At 67.8% G+C, this 17,690-nt stretch carries 18 protein-coding genes; 4 read left to right on the top strand and 14 right to left on the bottom strand.

The annotated features are described in order from the left end of the window. Window positions 1-285: 285 nt before the first annotated feature. Window positions 286-846, bottom strand: a complete 561-nt coding sequence (locus tag QRT08_RS12915) for a class I SAM-dependent methyltransferase (protein WP_286046377.1) — start codon at window positions 844-846, stop codon at window positions 286-288. Window positions 847-963: 117 nt separating this feature from the next. On the opposite strand from QRT08_RS12915, the gene serA reads away from it, so the two are divergent. Next, the gene (serA, locus tag QRT08_RS12910; protein WP_286046376.1) at window positions 964-2,577 is read left to right on the top strand and encodes a phosphoglycerate dehydrogenase; all 1,614 of its coding nucleotides are present in this window, start codon (window positions 964-966) and stop codon (window positions 2,575-2,577) included. Between the two features lie 9 nt (window positions 2,578-2,586). Here serA and thrC read toward each other — a convergent pair whose 3' ends face one another. Genes thrC through QRT08_RS12895 form a run of 3 tightly spaced genes read right to left on the bottom strand, consistent with a single transcriptional unit; the run spans window position 2,587 to window position 4,525 of the window. Beyond that, window positions 2,587-3,837 carry a threonine synthase gene (gene thrC, locus QRT08_RS12905; RefSeq protein WP_286046375.1) on the bottom strand — a complete coding sequence of 417 codons (1,251 nt, stop codon included), beginning with the start codon at window positions 3,835-3,837 and terminating at the stop codon, window positions 2,587-2,589. Between the two features lie 37 nt (window positions 3,838-3,874). Then, window positions 3,875-4,252, bottom strand: a complete 378-nt coding sequence (locus tag QRT08_RS12900) for a helix-turn-helix domain-containing protein (protein WP_286046374.1) — start codon at window positions 4,250-4,252, stop codon at window positions 3,875-3,877. A 27-nt stretch (window positions 4,253-4,279) separates the two neighbouring features. Further along, entirely contained in the window at window positions 4,280-4,525 is a 246-nt protein-coding gene (locus tag QRT08_RS12895) for a DUF8001 family protein (RefSeq protein WP_286046373.1), read from the bottom strand. A 124-nt stretch (window positions 4,526-4,649) separates the two neighbouring features. On the opposite strand from QRT08_RS12895, the gene QRT08_RS12890 reads away from it, so the two are divergent. Next, complete coding sequence (locus QRT08_RS12890; RefSeq protein ID WP_286046372.1) at window positions 4,650-5,117, top strand: histidine kinase; 468 nt, start codon at window positions 4,650-4,652, stop codon at window positions 5,115-5,117. Between the two features lie 54 nt (window positions 5,118-5,171). Here QRT08_RS12890 and argF read toward each other — a convergent pair whose 3' ends face one another. From argF to QRT08_RS12845, 9 genes are all read right to left on the bottom strand, one after another. Then, window positions 5,172-6,077 carry an ornithine carbamoyltransferase gene (gene argF / locus QRT08_RS12885; protein ID WP_286046371.1) on the bottom strand — a complete coding sequence of 302 codons (906 nt, stop codon included), beginning with the start codon at window positions 6,075-6,077 and terminating at the stop codon, window positions 5,172-5,174. Further along, on the bottom strand, window positions 6,074-7,171 hold the full coding sequence (locus QRT08_RS12880) for a [LysW]-lysine hydrolase (RefSeq protein WP_286046370.1): 1,098 nt from the start codon (window positions 7,169-7,171) through the stop codon (window positions 6,074-6,076). Before QRT08_RS12880 ends, argF begins: the two co-directional genes overlap by 4 nt. Further along, complete coding sequence (locus tag QRT08_RS12875) at window positions 7,168-8,310, bottom strand: aspartate aminotransferase family protein (RefSeq protein ID WP_286046369.1); 1,143 nt, start codon at window positions 8,308-8,310, stop codon at window positions 7,168-7,170. The genes QRT08_RS12880 and QRT08_RS12875 overlap by 4 nt, the downstream gene beginning before the upstream one ends. Next, window positions 8,307-9,179 carry an acetylglutamate/acetylaminoadipate kinase gene (locus QRT08_RS12870; protein ID WP_483299963.1) on the bottom strand — a complete coding sequence of 291 codons (873 nt, stop codon included), beginning with the start codon at window positions 9,177-9,179 and terminating at the stop codon, window positions 8,307-8,309. The genes QRT08_RS12875 and QRT08_RS12870 overlap by 4 nt, the downstream gene beginning before the upstream one ends. Window positions 9,180-9,333: 154 nt before the next feature. Continuing rightward, window positions 9,334-10,392 (bottom strand): N-acetyl-gamma-glutamyl-phosphate reductase, encoded by a 1,059-nt coding sequence (argC, locus tag QRT08_RS12865; RefSeq protein WP_286046367.1) that lies wholly within the window; start codon window positions 10,390-10,392, stop codon window positions 9,334-9,336. Further along, on the bottom strand, window positions 10,392-11,258 hold the full coding sequence (lysX, locus tag QRT08_RS12860) for a lysine biosynthesis protein LysX (RefSeq protein WP_286046366.1): 867 nt from the start codon (window positions 11,256-11,258) through the stop codon (window positions 10,392-10,394). Before lysX ends, argC begins: the two co-directional genes overlap by 1 nt. A 96-nt stretch (window positions 11,259-11,354) precedes the next feature. Beyond that, the gene (gene lysW, locus QRT08_RS12855; RefSeq protein WP_286046365.1) at window positions 11,355-11,540 is read right to left on the bottom strand and encodes a lysine biosynthesis protein LysW; all 186 of its coding nucleotides are present in this window, start codon (window positions 11,538-11,540) and stop codon (window positions 11,355-11,357) included. A gap of 164 nt (window positions 11,541-11,704) precedes the next feature. Next, complete coding sequence (gene argH / locus QRT08_RS12850; protein ID WP_286046364.1) at window positions 11,705-13,153, bottom strand: argininosuccinate lyase; 1,449 nt, start codon at window positions 13,151-13,153, stop codon at window positions 11,705-11,707. A 1-nt stretch (window position 13,154) separates the two neighbouring features. After that, on the bottom strand, window positions 13,155-14,402 hold the full coding sequence (locus tag QRT08_RS12845) for an argininosuccinate synthase (RefSeq protein ID WP_286046363.1): 1,248 nt from the start codon (window positions 14,400-14,402) through the stop codon (window positions 13,155-13,157). 393 nt (window positions 14,403-14,795) lie between these two features. On the opposite strand from QRT08_RS12845, the gene QRT08_RS12840 reads away from it, so the two are divergent. Together QRT08_RS12840 and QRT08_RS12835 are read left to right on the top strand one after the other, a co-directional pair. Next, window positions 14,796-14,978: a DUF7554 family protein gene (locus QRT08_RS12840; protein ID WP_286046362.1), complete on the top strand. Its 183-nt coding sequence runs from the start codon at window positions 14,796-14,798 to the stop codon at window positions 14,976-14,978. Further along, on the top strand, window positions 14,978-15,487 hold the full coding sequence (locus QRT08_RS12835; RefSeq protein WP_286046361.1) for a 2'-5' RNA ligase family protein: 510 nt from the start codon (window positions 14,978-14,980) through the stop codon (window positions 15,485-15,487). The genes QRT08_RS12840 and QRT08_RS12835 overlap by 1 nt, the downstream gene beginning before the upstream one ends. Here QRT08_RS12835 and QRT08_RS12830 read toward each other — a convergent pair. Further along, window positions 15,476-17,653 carry an ATP-dependent DNA helicase gene (locus QRT08_RS12830; protein ID WP_286046360.1) on the bottom strand — a complete coding sequence of 726 codons (2,178 nt, stop codon included), beginning with the start codon at window positions 17,651-17,653 and terminating at the stop codon, window positions 15,476-15,478. The two genes, QRT08_RS12835 and QRT08_RS12830, sit on opposite strands and share 12 nt — an antisense overlap. Window positions 17,654-17,690: the final 37 nt, after the last annotated feature.

Here is a 17,690-nt window from a genome sequence, read left to right as displayed (position 1 = left end):
GATAGGTCGCCGACCGCCCGATCGCCCCGAAACGGGCGTCTCGGAGGGGAACTCGGGGTCGGACGATCGTTCGGGCCGTTCGTGCGCTGAATCAACGACGAGTCCTCTCGCGATCCAACGCGCTCCCGGTCATACGACAAGGGTGTCGTGGGGCCGAATCAGCGAACGGCAGGTATTTTCGTGAACCCGGCCCAGTGTCGACCGCGGCAAACCGTCAGAGGCACCCACGACGGGGACCGCCGACCACGAGACCCGCTGGCGACTTACACCCTCCGTTTCCGACACCTACCGGCTCAACACGACCGCGTAGGCGGACGTCTCGCCCTCGACGAGTTCCTCGACCGTCCACGCCGTCTCCCCGACGACCCCGCGGAGGACCGCCGGACTCGCCATCAACAGATCGGTCCACGGGCCCGCCCGCCCGTCGTACTCGACGCGGAACCGCCGGTACGCAAGCCCGTCCTCCACGGTTCGTTCGGCCATGCACTCCGGCTCCGCCCGCCCGTCGGGACGGGTCGGGTTGTCCAGGTCCGCGACGAGCCGTCCGCCCGGTTCCGTGACGCGGGCGACCCGGATCGCGCCGGGACTCCGGTCGACCCCGCACACGGCGTGGCCCTCCCGTCGCGCCCACAGGGCGGTTCGCCCGACGCCACAGCCGACGTCGAGAACGGATCCCGAAACGCGCTCGACCATCCGTTTTTCGAGGTCGCTCCACTCGTCGTAGTCGGCGAAATATCCCTCTAGGTGTGCTTCACTCACCCGCCCGTCGTCCCGGCGGTAGACCGGACGTTCGGTCGACCGATCCCGGTGGAAGTCCTCGACCATCCGTCCGAAGGCGTCGGCCATACACGGGGCTAGCACCGCTCGTCCATCACTCCCAGTGAAGGGCGGTAGCGACCCGCACGAAAGGCCAGCCCTGCCGATGACACAAGCGTTAACCCCGCCGCGGGGGACTGCTCTCGCATGAGGATTCTCGTTACGGACCCCATCGCGGAGGCGGGGTTGGAGACGCTGCGCGAGGCCGGCCACGAGGTCGTCACGGACTACGGGATCGACGGCGGGGCCGACCTCGAGGAGGCCCTCCGGGACGTTCACGGCCTGATCGTCCGCTCGGGAACCGAGGTGACCCGGCAGGTCCTCGACGGCGCCGACGAGTTGGTGATCGTCGGGCGGGCCGGCATCGGCGTCGACAACATCGACATCGACGCGGCGACCGAACACGGCGTGATCGTCGCCAACGCCCCCGAGGGCAACGTCCGGGCGGCCGCAGAACACACCGTCGCGATGACGTTCGCCGCCGCCCGATCGATCCCGCAGGCCCACACGCGGCTGAAGGCCGGCGAGTGGGCGAAAGGCGACTTCCTCGGGACCGAGGTCAACAACAAGACGCTGGGGATCGTCGGCCTCGGGCGCGTCGGCCAGGAGGTCGCAAAGCGCCTGAACAACCTCGGGATGGACCTCGTCGCCTACGATCCCTACATCTCCGAGGACCGGGCCGACCAGATCGGCGCGGACCTCGTCGAGTTCGAGGCGTGTCTCGAACGCGCGGACTTCCTGACGGTCCACACCCCGTTGACCCCCGAGACGGAGGGGCTGATCAGCCACGACGAACTCGCGATGCTCGAGGGGGGCTACCTGATCAACTGCGCACGCGGCGGCGTCGTCGACGAGAGCGCGCTCGCGGCGGCCGTCGAGGAGGGCACCCTGAAGGGCGCGGCGCTCGACGTCTTCGCCGAGGAGCCGATCTCGCCTGAGAATCCCCTCCTGGGGGTCGAGGACGTCATCGTCACGCCCCACCTCGGCGCGAGCACGGAGGCCGCACAGGAGAACGTCGCCGTCAGCACGGCCGAGCAGGTGCTCGCCGCCTTCAACGAGGAACCCGTCATCAACGCGCTGAACGCGCCCTCGATCGACAAGAGCGCGTTCCCTCGCGTGCGCCCCTACATCGAACTCGCCGAAACCGCAGGACGGATCGCCGCCCAACTGCTCGACGAGCGCGTCGAGAGCGTCGACGTCACGTACGCCGGCGAGATCGCCGAGGAGGAGGTCGACCTCGTCACCGCGAGCGCGCTCAAGGGCGTGTTCTCGCCGCTGGAGTGGCAGGTCAACGCCGTCAACGCCCCGCAGGTCGCGGAGGACCGCGGCGTCGACGTCACCGAGACCAAGAGCCACCAGGCGGAGGACTTCCGCAGCGTCGTCACCGTTACCGTGGGGAACGGCGACGGCGAGACGGAACTCGGCGTTTCCGGTACTCTCTTCGCCGGCGACGACCCCCGGATCGTCCGGATCGACGACTACCGGGTCGACGCCATTCCGCACGGGCACATGCTCGTCGCGCGCAACTACGACAAGCCGGGTACCATCGGATTCATCGGCACGGTACTGGGGGAGAACGACATCAACATCGCGGGGATGTTCAACGCCCGCGAGGCGATCGGCGGCGAGGCGATCACCGTTTACGACTTAGACGAGGAGGTGAGCGACGAGATTCTCGAGCAGTTGGAGGACGACGAGCGGATCATCGAGGCCCGGTACATCACCCTCGACGGGGCGGACACGGTTCGGACCTCGCTATAAAACGAAGCCTCATTCGCCGAGGTGTTCCAACACGCCCGCTGTATCGCTCGGCACGGGTTCGGGCTCTACCCCGGCTTCGGCCGCCGCGTCGGGGTCTTTTAGTAGATGACCGGTCGTCAGACAGACCACGCGGTCGTCGCTCCCTACCACTCCGTCCTCGCGTAGTTTCCGCAGGCCCGCGACGCTCGCCGCCGAGGCGGGTTCGACGCCGATCCCCTCGCTTGCAAGCGCGCGCTGGGCGTCGGTGGTTTCCCCATCAGAGACGGCGACCGCGGTGCCGCCGGTCGCGCGGATCCCCGGCAGCGCCTTGGGCGCGTTCACCGGGTTGCCGATTCTGATGGCCGTCGCCCGCGTCTCGACCTCCTCCCAGCGTTTCACCTCGTCCCACCCGTTCTCGACGGCCTCGACCATCGGCGCGGCCCCTTCGGCCTGCACGCCGGTGAGTTTGGGGACCTCGCTCTCGGCGAGCGATCCCGACCGGACGAGTTCCCGGAAGCACTTATAGAGCGCCGCGGTGTTGCCCGCGTTCCCGACGGGGAGGACGATCCGGTCGGGAAAGGCTCCATATTCCTCGCGGTGACGTTCGAGGATCTCGAAGCCGATCGTCTTCTGCCCCTCCAATCGGAAGGGGTTCAGCGAGTTGAGCAGGTAGGCCTCGCCTTGGCTCGCCAGATCCTGCACGATGTCGAGACAGGTGTCGAAGTTCCCGTCGACTTCGAGGATGCGCGCGCCGTGGAGGCTCGCCTGTGCGATCTTGCCCGCCGCGACCTTCCCCGCGGGGAGGAGGACGAGCGTCTCCATCCCCGCCCGGCCGCCGTACGCGGCGAGGGCGGCGCTGGTGTTTCCGGTGGAAGCGCAGGCCAGTCGGTCGGCACCCAACCGATGGGCGACCCCGACGCCGACGGTCATGCCCCGGTCCTTGAAAGAGCCTGTAGGATTCATCCCCTCGTGTTTGATCCGGAGCGATTCGACGCCGAGGTCGCCTTCGAGTCGAGGAACCTCGTACAGCGGCGTCGCGCCCTCCTCGATGGTGACCCCCCGCTCGACGGGCAGCGCCGCGTCGTAGCGCCAGACGCCGCGTCCGGAGAAATCCTCGAACGTCGGCAGGTCGCCGTAGCGGACCTCGAGCAGCCCCGAACAGGCGGGACACCGGTAGACGACGTCCTCGAAGGGGGCGATCGCGTCCCCACACTCGATACAGGACAGCCAGACGCCGTCCTCGGCTTCGGGTGGCTCCTCGTCGGTGAGGTCGAGACTCATTGTCGGGTGGAGGGTACGTGGGGTCAAAAGCGCCTAGCTACGCGGGCGAACCGAACTCGTCGATACGACCGTGGACCCGTTCGCTCCACTCCTCTAGAGCCTCGTGCATCCGCGCTTTGGCCTCGGGCAGCGGAACCGCGGTGTGTTGATAGACGTACCCGCCCGAATCCAGCAGTCGGCGTTCCCGTTCGATCAACCCCTTCTCCCGGAGCGTCGCGAGCGACCGGTTGACGTTGCTCCGATCCCGCTCTAAGTCCTCGGCCAACTCGGCGACGGTGCTCCCAGGTACGTCCAGCAGTTCGACGTAGGCCCGACACTCGTGGTCCTGAATCCCGAACACGCACCCCATGACGTGTTCGAATCCGGGTTCGTCCATCAGCACGAGATCGTGGAAGTCGGCGTCGGACTCGGCCATCACCCTTCTAGAATCGCCCGGCCGTAATCAGCGTTCGCTCTCGGCTGCATACCCCTGGTTCTCGAGACACTCCTTGATTCCGGCCCTCGTCTCGTGGGTATGGAGCGTCGTCGGCGTGTCGCAGTAGTAGACGCCGTTTCGATGCCTGAGGGCGACCTGGCGGGTCGTGCCGGCGATCTCGACCTCGATCAGCACCCGGCGGCCGGAGTCGAGCAGCTCGATCAGCTCCCCGGCGGAACGTTCACCCGGCTGGACGCGTAGCGGTTCGGCCATCCGTTTCCGAGGACGGCCTTCCGCGTAATCAGCGTTCGCTTCACATATATGAACCTTCATCGTCCGTGCACCCCGAGAACCCTACCGAACAATCGTTACTATCGTCGCAGGCCTCCGGTGATTCATGAGCACGGAAACACGAACCGAGACGGCGACGACGGCGAAAACGCGCCTCGAACCGTGGCAGGCCGGACTGGTCGGCGGTCTCGTCGGCGGGCTGGTCTTCGGCGCGATGATGAGCATGATGATGCCGGACGTCATCGAGATGGGGATTCCGGCGCTGTACGGGATCGAGGGACCGGCCGGCCTCACCGGCTGGATCATCCACATGTCCAACAGCGCGGTGCTGGGCGTCGTCTTCGGCGCGATCGTCGGCGCGAGCGACCTCTCGGGCACCGGAACGCTCGCCGGCGTGGGACTCGCCTACGGGATCGTCCTCTGGGTCGCCCTCGCGGCGGTCGTCATGCCGGTCTGGCTCTCGGCGGTCGGCTTCCCGATGGCGCCGCCGCTGCCGAATTTCGACCCCATGAGCATGGTGGGCCACGCGGTCTACGGCGTGGTGCTGGGCGCGGTCTACGCGGTCGTCCGGTAGGCGGCTCGCCCGAGACGCCCGGCTCCGATCGCCGGACGTCGCGCCTCGCCCGGGCTACGCCAGCAGGAACGACAACAGCCCCTTCTGGGCGTGCAGGCGGTTCTCGGCCTGCTCGAAGACGAGCGAGCGCTCGCCTTCGATGGCGTCGTCGGTGATCTCCTCGCCGCGGTGGGCCGGCAGGCAGTGCATCACCCGCGCGTCAGGTGCGTGAGCGAGCAGGTCCCCGTTCACCTGGAACCCCTCGAACGCCGAGAGGCGCTCGTCGCGTTCGCCCTCCTGGCCCATGCTGACCCAGACGTCGGTGTAGACGACGTCCGCGCCCTCGACCGCCTCGCTGGGGTCCTCGGTGACCGTCGGCGCCGTTCCCAGCGAATCCGCCCGCTCGACGACGTCCTCGTCGAGCGCGTACTCGGGGGGCGTCGCCACGGTGAGGTCGATCCCCGCGAGGGCGCAGCCCAGCGCGAACGATCGGGCGACGTTGTTGGCGTCGCCGACCCAGGTGACGGAAACGTCCTCCAGATCGTCGAACGTCTCCCGCACGGTCAGCAGATCCGCGAGCGTCTGGCAGGGGTGGGCGTCGTCGGTCAGCCCGTTGACCACCGGCACCGTCGCGTAGCGCGCGAGTTCCTCGACGTGCGCGTGCTCGAAGACGCGGGCCATGAGCGCGTCGACGTAGCCCGACAGCGCCCGCGCGGTGTCCTTCAGCGGCTCGCCGTGGCCCAGTTGGATGTCCTCGGAGCCCAGGAAGACGGCGTGGCCGCCGAGTTGGGTCATCCCCGTCTCGAACGAGACCCGGGTACGAGTGCTCGGCTTCTCGAAGAGCATGCCCAGCGTCTTTCGCTCCAGATCCGGGTGGGCGATCCCCTCGCGGCGTTCGCACTTGTACTCCGCGCCGCGGTCGAGGACCTCATCTAGTTCCTCGCCGCTCAGGTCGTCGACGTCGATGAAGTGGCGTGTCATAGGCGCTTTGCGACCTCCCGAAGCACCGCGATGGAGCGGTCGTACTCGGCCAGATCGAGGCGTTCGTCGGGCGCGTGATCGAGGTCCGAGTCGCCGGGACCGTAGGTCACCATCGGACAGTCCCACGCCGAGGCGTAGACGTTCATGTCGCTGGTGCCGGTCTTGCGAAGCAGGCGGGGGTCGCCGCCCTCGCCGCGGATGGCGACCCGGAACGCCCGCGCGAGATCGGTCCGCGGGCTCTCCATGACGGGCGGGATCGGCCGCCCCCAGTTGACGGTGCCCGCGGCGTCGGTGTCGGGGCCGAGTTCGCCGTCTCGCGGGCCACGCCCGCTCGACCGGTTCGAGCTGCTGTACAGTTCGTGCTCCGCCATCTCGCGGACCTCCTCGATCGTCAACGAGGGCGGGACGCGGAACTGGCCGTCGAGCGTCGCCGAGACCGACAGCCCGTCGGGGTCGGTTCCGCCCTCGACCGAGACGGGCTTGGTCGTCACGCGCTCGAAGACCGGCTCCCACTCCTCGTCCTCGTCGGGCGCGAAACGCTCCTCGACGCGGCTCCACCAGCCGATCGCGTGCTGGATCGCGTTGGGCTCGGGTCGGGAGGTGTGGCCCGACTCGCTGGTGGCGACGTAGGTGCCCGCGAGCATGCCCCGATACCCCAGGGTGATGCCGTCCCAGCCGCTGGGCTCGCCGTTGATCACGGCGTCGGGTTCCTCGCGGTCCTCGATCAGGTGCCAGGCGCCCCGCGAGTCGGTCTCCTCGCCGACGACGCCGACGAAGCTCGCTCCAGAACTGACGGCCGCGACCGCCATCGCACACAGCGGGCCGGTGGCGTCGACGCTACCCCGACCCCAGAGGACCTCGTTTTCGGTCCTGACGGGGATCTCCCCGGGAACGGTGTCGATATGCGAGGTCAAGAGTACGCGGTCGTCGGCGGGGGCGCGGACGTTGCCCACGTCGTCGATCCGGACCTCGCGGTCGTGGGCCTCGAAGAACTCGACCAACCGCTCGGCGGCCGCGCGCTCCTCGCCCGAGGGCGACGGGATCGAGACGAGGTCGACCAGCAGGTCGCGCGCCGAGTCGCTCGAAACGCTCATGATTCGGCGGTCGCGCCCATCGTCTCCGAGAGCGCCCCGACGATCCGGTCGACGTGCGCCTCGTCGATCACGAGCGGCGGCAACAGTCTGAGAACCGACCGACCCGCCGGCAGCGCGAGCACCCGGTGGTTCAACGCGAGGTCCCGCAGGAGGCGATTGGAGCCCCGTTTGACCTCGATCCCGGTCATCAGTCCCTTCCCCCGGATATCGCGGATCGGCAGGTCCGCGGCCTCGATCTCCTCGTGGAGATACGTCCCCATTTCGGCGGCGTGGGTGGGTAGATCCTCCTCGACGAGTACGTCGAGCGTCGCCGAGGCGGCCGCACAGACCACGGGGTTCCCGCTGAAGGTCGAGCCGTGCGGGCCGGCGTCCTCGGCGATCCAGTCCCGACAGAGGGTCGCCCCGAGCGGCAGGCCGCTCGCGAGTCCCTTCGCGCTCGTCAGGATATCGGGCACCACACCGTCGTGCTCGCAGGCCCAGAACTCGCCCGTCCGTCCCAAACCCGTTTGAATCTCGTCGAAGACGAGCGCCGCGCCCGTCTCGTCGCAGGCCTCGCGGGCGGCCGCGAGGTAGCCCTCGGGTGCGGGGTTGATCCCGCCCTCGCCCTGGATCGGCTCGACGATCACCGCGGCGGTCTCCTCGTCGACGGCCTCGGCGAGCGCTTCCGCGTCACCGTAGGGCACCGCCTCGAACGCTCCCGCGAGGGGCTCGAACGGCTTCTTGTACTTCTGCTTCCACGTGGCGGCGAGCGCGCCCATCGTCCGGCCGTGAAAGCCCCGGCGGGTGGCGACGATCTTCTTCCGTCCCGTCGCGCTGCGCGCGAACTTCAGGGCCGCCTCGTTGGCCTCGGTGCCCGAGTTACAGAGCCAGACGTTGTCGATGTCGCCGGGTGCCACGCTCGCCAACTTCCCGTAGCAGGCGTCGCGCGCGTCGTTGGGATACGAGGCCTGGACGAACATCAGCTCCTCTAACTGGTCTTTCGCGGCGTCGACCACCTCGGGGTGACAGTGGCCCGCGGGCGTGACCGCGTAGCTCGCGCCGAAATCGAGGTATTCAGTACCGGAGTCGTCGTACAGATACGGCCCCTCGCCGCGCTGGATACGGATCGGCTTCTCCGAGAAGACGAACCCGCCCGTCATTCGTCCTCACCTCCGAGCGCGCCGCGACCGAAGCGCGTGCCGTGGCCGTCGAGCGCCGCCAGTATGGGATCGTTGAGGTTCGCATCGGAGACGATCACCTCGCGGGCGCCCCCCGAGAGCGCCTCCTTCGCGGCCATCACCTTCTTCGTCATGAACCCCTCGGCGGCCTCCTCGACGCGCTCCAACTCGGCGGGCGCCTCGGCGCTCTCGATCAACGTCTCGGGGTCGTCGGGGTCCTCGTAGACGCCCGTAACGTCGGTGAGAACCACGAGCGACGCATCGAGCGCGCCCGCCACTGCCGCGGCGGCACGATCGGCGTCGGCGTTGACCGCGACGCCGTCGTCAGCCAACATGGGAACGCTCACGACGGGCGTGTAGCCCGTTTCGAGCAACGTGTCGAGCAGGTCGGCGTTGACCGACTCGATCTTCCCCGAGTGGTCGCCGCGTTTGATCTTCTTCCTGCCGTCCTCGATCACCCTGACCGCGGATTTACGGGCCCCGGTCAGCAGGCCGCCGTCGACTCCTGAAAGCCCGAGCGCGTTGACGCCCTCGTTGCGAAGCGCCGTCGTCAGGTCGGTGTTGACCCGGCCGGCCATCGCCATCGTGAACGCCTCCATCGTCTTCTCGTCGGTGAAGCGCCCGGTGACGCCGCCCGGCGTGGTGACGTACTCGGGGTCTCGACCGAGATCGGCCAAGAGTTCGTCGACCGCGGTCGAGCCGCCGTGGACCACCACGACCCGCTCGCCGTTGGCCGTCAGGTGTGCGACGTCCGCGAGCGCGCCCTCCGGTTCGACGGCGCGCGCGCCGCCGATCTTGACGACGACGGTCACGCGAGCCACCTCCGGTGGCGAGCAGCGAGGGACTCCGATGGAGTCCCTCGAGCCGTGCGAACGGGCTTTGCCCGCGAGCAGATGTGACTAGACGAGTCGCAGCCTGCGAGGGACCCTTGATCCCTCTGGCAGCCAGCACTTATCGTGCTGGCGACCGCGCAGCACCGCGAGCAGGAACGTCTTGGCGAAGTCATTATGGAGCCCCCACGGGATGCAGGCCCTGGAACTCCAAGCCCGCCGTCTCCTCGAGTCCGAGCGCGACGTTCGCGGCGTGAACCGCCTGACCCGCCGAGCCCTTCATCATGTTGTCGATCGCCGAGAAGACGACGATTCTCCTATTAGCTGGATCGAGCTCGAAGCCCACGTCGCCGTAGTTCGTCCCGGCGACGGCCTTCGGTTCGGGGTAGCGATAGACGCCACCACCACCGGAAGCGATCCGCATGAACGGCTCGTCGGCGTAGCTCTCGCGGTACGCACCCCACAGCTCCTTCTTCGAGACCGGCCCGTCGGGAAAGACGTGGCAGGTCGCGCTCGCCCCGCGGATCATGTCGACCGCGTGGACGGTGAAGGACACTGAAATCCCGAACTCCTGTTCGATCTCGGCCTCGTGGCGGTGGCTCGTCGGCGCGTAGGGCCGGACGATCCCCGAGCGCTCGGGGTGCGAGGAGGCCGCGCCGCCGCCCGAACCTCCCTCGGAGGAGCCGACCTTCACGTCGACGACGACCTGCTCGTCGCCCGAGAGCAGTCCGGCGTCGAACAGCGGGCCGAGTCCGAGCATCGTCGCGGTGGCGTTACAGCCCCCCGAGGCGATCAACTCGGCACCCGGAAGCTCCTCGCGATAGCGCTCGGGCAGCGCGTAGACACTCTTCTCGAGGTACTCCGGCGCGCTGTGGCCGTCGTACCACTCCTCGTACTGTTCTTCCGTGTCGAGCCGAAAGTCGGCCGAGAGGTCCACGACCGTATCGGCCGCGTCCTCGAAGGCGTCGATGCGCTCCATCGACACGCCGTGAGGAGTCGCCGCGAAGAGCACGTCCACCGACTCGAGATCCGTGGGATCCGAGAAACGAAGCGTTCGCCCCCGCAGGTTGGGGTGGACCGAGCCGATGGTCTTGTTTTCGTAGGATCGGCTCGTCGCCTGTGCGATCTCGAAGTTCGGGTGTCCGTCCAGGAGCCTGAGAAGCTCCCCGCCCGTAAACCCGCTCCCGCCGACGACGCCCGCGCTGAGCGCTTCCGAACTCTCCCCGTCCGCCATCAGACGGTCACCTCTGCCTCGGCCGGGACCTGTGCTTCGAGCCAGTCGACCACCTTCGAGGGCACGTCGACGTCGACGACCTCGTTGAGCGCCTTGAACTCGACGGTGTGGTTGACCTCGTGGACGGTGTATCCCTCCTCGGTCTCCATCAGGTCGATCCCGAGCAGGCCGCCGCCGACCGCGTCGCTCGCGCGCGCGACCAGTTCCAGGGCCTCCGCGTCGGGCTCGAACACCTCGGTTTCGGCCCCTTTCGCCGCGTTGGTCAGCCAGTGCTCGGAGGAACGGGCCATCGCGGCGATCGGTTCGCCGTCGACGGCCACCACTCGAATATCGCGGTCGGGTTTGGCGACGAACTCCTGGATGTAGAACACCTTGTGCTCGTAGTGACCCAGCGTCTCCTTGTGCTCGAGGACCGCCTCGGCGGCCGAGCGCGACTCGAGTTTGGCCATCAGCCGCCCCCACGACCCCATGACGGGCTTGAGAACGCAGGGGTAGCCGAAGCGCTCGATGCTTTCGAGGGCGGCCTCGGTGGTGAACGCGACGTCGGTATCGGGCGTCGGGACGCCCGCGCTCGCGAGCGCGAGGCTGTTTTTCACCTTGTCGGCGCAGGTCTCCGCGGTGTCGGGGCCGTTGACCACGGGGAGCCCGTAGGCCTCACAGAAGCGCGTCACGTAGAGGCTCCGGCTGGTCGCCAGACACCGATCGAGCACGATGTCGACGCCCTCGAAGATCTCCGGCGGGTCGTGGACGTTGAACTGCTGTTTTCGCACGTCGATCTTCGTGATCTCGTGGTCGCGCTCGCGAAGCTCGTTGAGCAGGAGCTTCTCGTCTTTGCGGATCCGGGAGTAGAGGATACCTACGTTCATTCGTGTTGACTCCGCCTCGGGCGGGCCAGAAAGCGGGTTACTGTGTCGGTGTTCATTGCTGTTCGATCGCGTTCGCGCTGTCGCCGGCCGTCGCCATCACTCGCCCCAGTCTTCCTCGAGTTCGGGCGCTTCCTCGAGCTCGACGGGATCCGTCGAGACGACCTCGAGTTCCGCCCCGCTCACGGGACTGTCGATGATCTCGCCGACCTCCACGTCGGCCGGAATCTCGATCTCGTCGCCGGTCAGGGGGTCCTCCGCCGTGATGGTGCTGTCGTCTGCCATTGTACCTCCACGTATCCCGCGACTCACCTTAAACCCGTCGAATTTATCGTTTAATTAACATGACTATGGTACCCTCTAAGCGTGCAGAAAAGCCGTCAGGCCGCGAATCGCGCCGCGAGTATCAGCGATGAGGTGTGTGTACATGCCCCGGGCGGGGCGGTCGCTCAATCATACGACCGCACCTCCTCGTTCAGGTCATTGGCGGCCGCATCGAGCGCCTTCCGGATCCCGTCGACGGCCGTCTCGTCGGCGGCGAGTGCCGCCCGTGTCGCCGTCAGCGTCCCCTCGACCGCCCCGGGCGCGGGCCCGCCCTGCGAGTCCCGGCTCGCGACGCTCTCCGCGGGGTCGAGCGCCGCCTCGATCGCCTCGCGGGGGACGTGCTCCGTGAGGGGCTCGCCGAGGACCTCCTCGCTCGCCGCGTCGAGGGCGGCGTAGTCGCTCCCGCTCTCGGCTGCGAGCGCGACGAGTTCGTGCGCCGTGCGGAACGGCAACCCCGCCATCGCGAGCGCGTCGGCGACCCCGGTCGCGGTCGAGAAGCCCTCGCCGGCGGCTTCCCTCAGAATCCCCTCGTTCCACCCGGCGGTCGCGACCGCGCCGGCCGCGACGGTCGTCGCCTCGCACACGGCGTCGACCGTCTCCCACGCGTACGGGGTCGCGCGCTGGAGGTCGCGGTTGTAGGCTCTCGGTAGGCCTTTGAGCGTCGTCAGCAGCCCCGATAGGCCCGAGGAGGCGTCGCCCGCGGTCGCCCGTACCAGCTCTAGGGTATCGGGGTTCTTCTTCTGGGGCATGATCGAGGAGGTCGAGGCGTAGTCGTCCGAGAGCTCCACGTACCCCCTGTTCGCGAAGATGATCAGGTCCTCGGCCATCCCGGACAGCGTCGTCGCGAGGGTCGCGAGCGTTCCGATCACCTCGACGAGGAAGTCCCGCGTCGAGGAGGCGTCCATCGAGTTTTCGAGTACTGACTCGAAGCCCAGCAGCTCCGCGGTGCGCTCGCGATCGATGTCGAACGGCGTGCCCGCGAAGGCCGCCGCCCCCAGCGGGCAGCGGTTCACCCGACTATAGGCGTCGAGCAGGCGTTCGGTGTCGCGCGCCACCGCCCCCTCGTACGACAGGAGCCAGTGGGCGACCGTCGTCGGCTGGGCCGGCTGGAGGTGGGTGTAGCCGGGCATCAGCGTTTCTGTATGCTCTCCGGCGGCCTCGACGAGCGCCTCGCGGAACGCCAGCGTCGCTTCGAGGGCCTCGACGAGGTCCTCGCGCAGCCGGTAGCGGATGCAGGTCACCACCTCGTCGTTGCGCGAGCGGGCGGTGTGCATCTTTCCGCCGACCGGTCCAATGGAATCGATCACGCCCGTCTCGATCGCGGCGTGGACGTCCTCGCCGTCGGGCAGCGCGTCGTAGCCCGCGGCCTCGACCTCCGAGAGCGCCCCGAGGATCTCGTCGGCCTCCTCCTCGGAAACGATCCCCTGCTCGGCGAGCATCACGACGTGCGCCCGATCGACCGCTAGATCGGCCTCGAAGATCCGTTTATCCGCACCCATCGAGGAGAGGAACCCGCGAGCGGGGCCGCCGCTGAAGCGCTCGCGGCGGACCACGTCCCCGGATTCCCCGTCCATTCTACTCGTCCTCCCCGTTCCCGCTTTCGCCCGCGTCCCCGCCGTCGGTCACGGCGGGCGTCTTTCCGCCCACGTCGGCCTCGACCGCATTCGCGAGGCGTTCCTGCAGGCCGTGGTACTTCGCGACGCCGGTGGCGTCCTCCTGTGCGATCCCGTCGACGGTCTCGGTGTTGAACGAGGCCGCGCTCGCGGAGTAGACCGCGAACTCGCTTTCCCTTCCTACCGGACGGGCTTTTCCGCCCTCGAACTTGATCGTCACCGTCCCCGTCACCTTCGTCTGGGTCTCGTCGATGAAGCCGTTCAGGGCCTTGACGAGCGGGGCGAACAGCAGCCCCTCGTAGGCCTTTTCGGACCACTCGTGGTCGACGCCGACCTTAAAGGAGCGCTCGCCCTTCGTCAGGACGAGGTCCTCCAATGCTTCGTGGGCGTTGAGCAACACGGTCGCCGCGGGGTGCTCGTAGTTCTCGCGCACTTTCAGCCCGAGCATGCGGTCCTCCATGAGGTCGGTCCGGCCGACGCCGTGGGCGCCCGCGACCTCGTTGAGGTGCTCGATCAACTCGACCCCGTCCATCTCCTCGCCATCCACCGCGACCGGCACTCCCTCGTCGAACTCGATCTCGACGAGTTCCGTTTCAGCAGTTGGTTCGGCGGTCCAGTCGTAGATCTCCTCCGGAGGCACGTAGCTCGGCTCCTCCAACTGTCCCCCTTCGACCGAGCGGCTCCAGAGGTTCGTGTCGATCGACCAGACGCCCTCGTTGCCCGCCTCCACGGGTAGATCCTTCTCGTCGGCGTACTCGATCTCCCACTCGCGGGTGAGCCCGAGTTCGCGCACGGGCGCGATGACCTCCATGTCCGAGCCGCGCCAGACCGCCTCGAACCGGAGCTGGTCGTTGCCCTTGCCCGTACAGCCGTGGGCGAGCGCCGAACAGCCGTGTTCCTCGGCGACCTCAAGGATGGCCTGTGCGATCACCGGGCGCGCGAGTGCCGTACCCAAGGGATATCCCTGGTAGGTCGCGTTCGCTTTTACGGCACTGAAACACGTCTCGGCGAACTCCGATTTGGCGTCGACGACGTGGTTCTCGAGACCGAGCGCCTCGGCGGTCTCCTCGGCCTCGGCGAACTCCGCTTCGGGCTGGCCGACGTCGACGGTGACGCCGATCACCTCGTCGTAGCCGTACTCCTCCTCGAGCAGCGGTACGCAGACGGTCGTATCCAGTCCCCCTGAAAAGGCGAGTGCCACGCGTTCCATCGTTGCTTGAACCGAGCGCCTACGGGGACATAAATTCTTCCTTTTTAATCGTGAAAAATAAGCGCAGAGGCGTCGCTAACCGGAAACGCAGGCGAATCGTCTGGTGGGCGAAGTCGTCGGAATCGGGATGAGGATAGTGGTGGGCCTAGAGGAGGCCCGGTCGCGGTCGTCGGGCGCGCGGGGCTACGGCCTGCGCGGGTGATGCACGCGGCGCTACGGGCCACGAGCGCGGGGCCACGCCCCGGGAGACGGCGGCGGCGCTCACGGCGGGAAACGAGTCCGTGGCGGCCGTCTCGCTCATTACCCGAACCAACACCGTTGGCCCTATTAAAGCCTTCCGGCTCGACGATCCGTTGCGACGATTTTTTTATCCTAAAACCACAACCGAAATATATGGACGTGCGCGGCAGACTCGACGCCGAGGCGCTGTTGACGGTGATCCTCGTGTTGGTGGTCGCGTTGTTGGTTCTCGAACTGGTCGACGCCGTCGTCGGGCTTCTGCCCGTGTTCAGTCGGTCGCCGATCGCCCTGTTGATCATCGTGCTTATCCTGCTGTGGTACGTCCGACAGCGGTAGTGCCGATCAGCCTGAACGTCCCGGTTCCGGGGCAGGTAAAGCGCCTCGCGGGCGACCTCGAACCCGCCCTCTACACGTTCGATCGGGTCCGCAGGACCCACACGCTCGGGGTCAAACGCCTCGGCGAACACACGCCGGCGGAGTACGCGCGCCTCGTCCCGGCGGTCCGCCGTGCGATCGCCGGCACCCCGCCGTTCGAGGCCCGGGTGACCGGGATCGAGACGTTCGAACGGCCGACCCACGGCGACCTGCCCGTCGTCTACCTCGCCGTCGAGAGCCCCGCGCTCCACGCGCTCAACGAACGCCTCTGTGAGACATTCGAGCCGATCGAGGGGATCGACGGCGAGGGGTACGTCCCCCACGTGACGCTGGCCCACGGCGGCACCGCCGCCGAGCGCGAACGCCTCCGCGAGTGGGCGATCGAACCGGTGACGTGGACCGTCAACGAACTCGTCCTCTGGGACGCGACGTACAAGGAGGTCGCCACTCGCTTTTCGCTACCCGTCTAAGCGCGGTTCCGGTGGTTCGTCGTAGGCGTCGTGATCGCCGTAGAAGTTGAGCATCGAGAACTGGAGTTTCTCGGGGGCGACGTCGATCAGTTCGGCGCGCTCCTCGGGCGGGAACGCGCTCCGGACGCTGTATTTTCCCATCTCGCGTTCGGCGGTCTGCGTGTAGCGTTTGTCGACGAGCGCTCGCACGCCGACCTCCTCGGGCGAGCGAAGCACCCGTCCGAGCGCCTGTCTGGTCTTCCTGACAGTGGGGATCTCGACGGCGTACTCCCAGCCCGCGTCGGGATTCGAGTCGCCGTAGACCGACTGGTAGGCGTCCTGGACGGCGTCCATTCGCTCGTCGAGACGGGGATAGGGAACCCCGACGACGAGCACCGTGTGGGCGTCGTCGCCGTCGAAGCTCACCCCCTCGGTGAGCGTGCCCCACAGCGAGGTGAACAGCGCGGCGTACTCGCTCCCGGTGAACTCCTGGCGGATCTCCTCGGCGCGCACCCCGGGCCGATCGAGGTAGGGCGTCGCGCGGGTCTCGACCCGGCCGTAGTAGCGCTCGGCCTCGTAGTAGCTCGGGAAGAATATCAGGGAGTTGCCGGGCGTCATCCGGATCGCGTCCTCGATCACGCGCGTGATCGTCTCCTGTACCCCGGGATCGTCGCGCTCGCTGGCGAACAGCGCGGGCGTCTCGACCGTGAACGTCCGCCGATTCGCCTCGGGGAACTCCAGCCCGTAGGCCATCTGGATCGGCTCTTCGAGCCCCAGCACGTCCTCTAGGACGTCGAACGGGCGCAGCGTCGCGCTCATCAGCACGCTCGCGTGGACGCTCGAAAAGAGGCTCGCGGCGACCTCGCGGGGGATACAGGTGTAGAGTTCCGCCCGGCCGTAGACTTCATCCGTGCTCTCGTCCCGACGAACCGAGATCACGGGGTACTGGCCGAGCGTCGCCCCGTCGTCGAGCCAGCCCTCGACGAACACGGCGGCCTGCAGTGTCTGACACTCCGCACGCGTCTGGGCCTCGCCGTTTCGATACGCTTCTTCGTAGCGCTCGTCGAGTTCCTCGCCGAACGCCAGCGCGCTCTCTAGGTCCCGGTCGATCCCCCGGCCGGAATACTCCTCGAGGAAGGCGAGCGTGAGGTCGTCGCGGCCCGACTCGTTGGCGATCGGGACGTCCTCCCAGTTCTCGCCGACTCCCTCCCGTTCGCCGAAGCCAAAGGAGTCCTCGTAGGTCGCGACGAGCGCGCGGCGGAAGGCCGCGAGCACGGCGAAGGCGTCCCCGCTTCGGGGGTCGTCGCTGTCCTCGCACTCGTCGAGCGCGCTGTCGAGGGTGTTCTCCGTCAGCGTGCGGGTCGCGTGGTCGCGGGCGGCGTCCTCGATGTTGTGGGCCTCGTCGAAGACGCAGATCACGTCCTCGGGGTCGCGGTCCAGCCACCGGAAGAACTGCTCGCGGATGGCGGGATCGAGCAGGTGGTGGTAGTTACAGACCACGAGATCGACCCCCTCCATTCCCTCCTTCAACAACTCATACCCACAGAACCCCTCGCGTTCCGCGTACTCGTAGACGTCGTCGGGGGTGCGCACGTCCGAGAAGAGCCACGCGTAGAACTCGTCGGTGTCGCCGGTCAGGTTGTTGTAGTAGTGCTCGCAGGTGGGTTCCTCACGGAGATCGGAAACCTCCTCGTCGACTGATTCGAGTTCGTCCATCACGGCGCTTCGGGCCTCTGCGGCCCCCCGATCGCCCGCCTGGCTCTCCTCCAGGAGTTCGTCCTGCTTGCGTTCGAGTTGGGCCCTATCGACCTCGGATTCGGCGAGGTCGCGTGTCGTATCGCGAAGCACCTGACACTCCTCGTAGCCCACGTCGATGTGACACATCGAGGCCTTCCCCTTGAAGACGACCGCGCGGATCGCCTCCTCCTTCGTTATCGCGCGAGCCTCCTCGACGAACTGGCGCATCTGCTGGTGGACGTTCGTCGTGATCACCACGGTCTTGTCGGTCTCGCGGGCGTGTGAGAGGGCGGGAACGAGCGCCGAGAGCGTCTTGCCGGTCCCGCAGGCCCCCTCGAAGAGCACGTCCTGGCCGCGCGCGAGGGCGTTCTCGATCCGGTCGATCGCCTCGCGCTGGTTCTCGTAAGGGGCGTCGTACGGGAAGAACCGCGAGGGATCGGTCGTCGCCACACCGATCCTGGGTCCTGATCGGATAAAAACGCTCGGA

It is taken from the genome of Halalkalicoccus sp. NIPERK01 (assembly GCF_030287405.1).
In the GTDB taxonomy this organism is placed as follows: Archaea; Halobacteriota; Halobacteria; order Halobacteriales; family Halalkalicoccaceae; genus Halalkalicoccus.
This window is presented reverse-complemented; position numbering and strand designations above follow the sequence as displayed.

Coding starts and splice junctions, on each gene's coding strand:
- QRT08_RS12915 (WP_286046377.1), bottom strand. CDS start 846: ATGGCCGACGCCTTCGGACGGATGGTCGAGGACTTCCACCGGGATCGG.
- serA (WP_286046376.1), top strand. CDS start 964: ATGAGGATTCTCGTTACGGACCCCATCGCGGAGGCGGGGTTGGAGACG.
- thrC (WP_286046375.1), bottom strand. CDS start 3,837: ATGAGTCTCGACCTCACCGACGAGGAGCCACCCGAAGCCGAGGACGGC.
- QRT08_RS12900 (WP_286046374.1), bottom strand. CDS start 4,252: ATGGCCGAGTCCGACGCCGACTTCCACGATCTCGTGCTGATGGACGAA.
- QRT08_RS12895 (WP_286046373.1), bottom strand. CDS start 4,525: ATGGCCGAACCGCTACGCGTCCAGCCGGGTGAACGTTCCGCCGGGGAG.
- QRT08_RS12890 (WP_286046372.1), top strand. CDS start 4,650: ATGAGCACGGAAACACGAACCGAGACGGCGACGACGGCGAAAACGCGC.
- argF (WP_286046371.1), bottom strand. CDS start 6,077: ATGACACGCCACTTCATCGACGTCGACGACCTGAGCGGCGAGGAACTA.
- QRT08_RS12880 (WP_286046370.1), bottom strand. CDS start 7,171: ATGAGCGTTTCGAGCGACTCGGCGCGCGACCTGCTGGTCGACCTCGTC.
- QRT08_RS12875 (WP_286046369.1), bottom strand. CDS start 8,310: ATGACGGGCGGGTTCGTCTTCTCGGAGAAGCCGATCCGTATCCAGCGC.
- argC (WP_286046367.1), bottom strand. CDS start 10,392: ATGGCGGACGGGGAGAGTTCGGAAGCGCTCAGCGCGGGCGTCGTCGGC.
- lysX (WP_286046366.1), bottom strand. CDS start 11,258: ATGAACGTAGGTATCCTCTACTCCCGGATCCGCAAAGACGAGAAGCTC.
- lysW (WP_286046365.1), bottom strand. CDS start 11,540: ATGGCAGACGACAGCACCATCACGGCGGAGGACCCCCTGACCGGCGAC.
- argH (WP_286046364.1), bottom strand. CDS start 13,153: ATGGACGGGGAATCCGGGGACGTGGTCCGCCGCGAGCGCTTCAGCGGC.
- QRT08_RS12845 (WP_286046363.1), bottom strand. CDS start 14,402: ATGGAACGCGTGGCACTCGCCTTTTCAGGGGGACTGGATACGACCGTC.
- QRT08_RS12840 (WP_286046362.1), top strand. CDS start 14,796: ATGGACGTGCGCGGCAGACTCGACGCCGAGGCGCTGTTGACGGTGATC.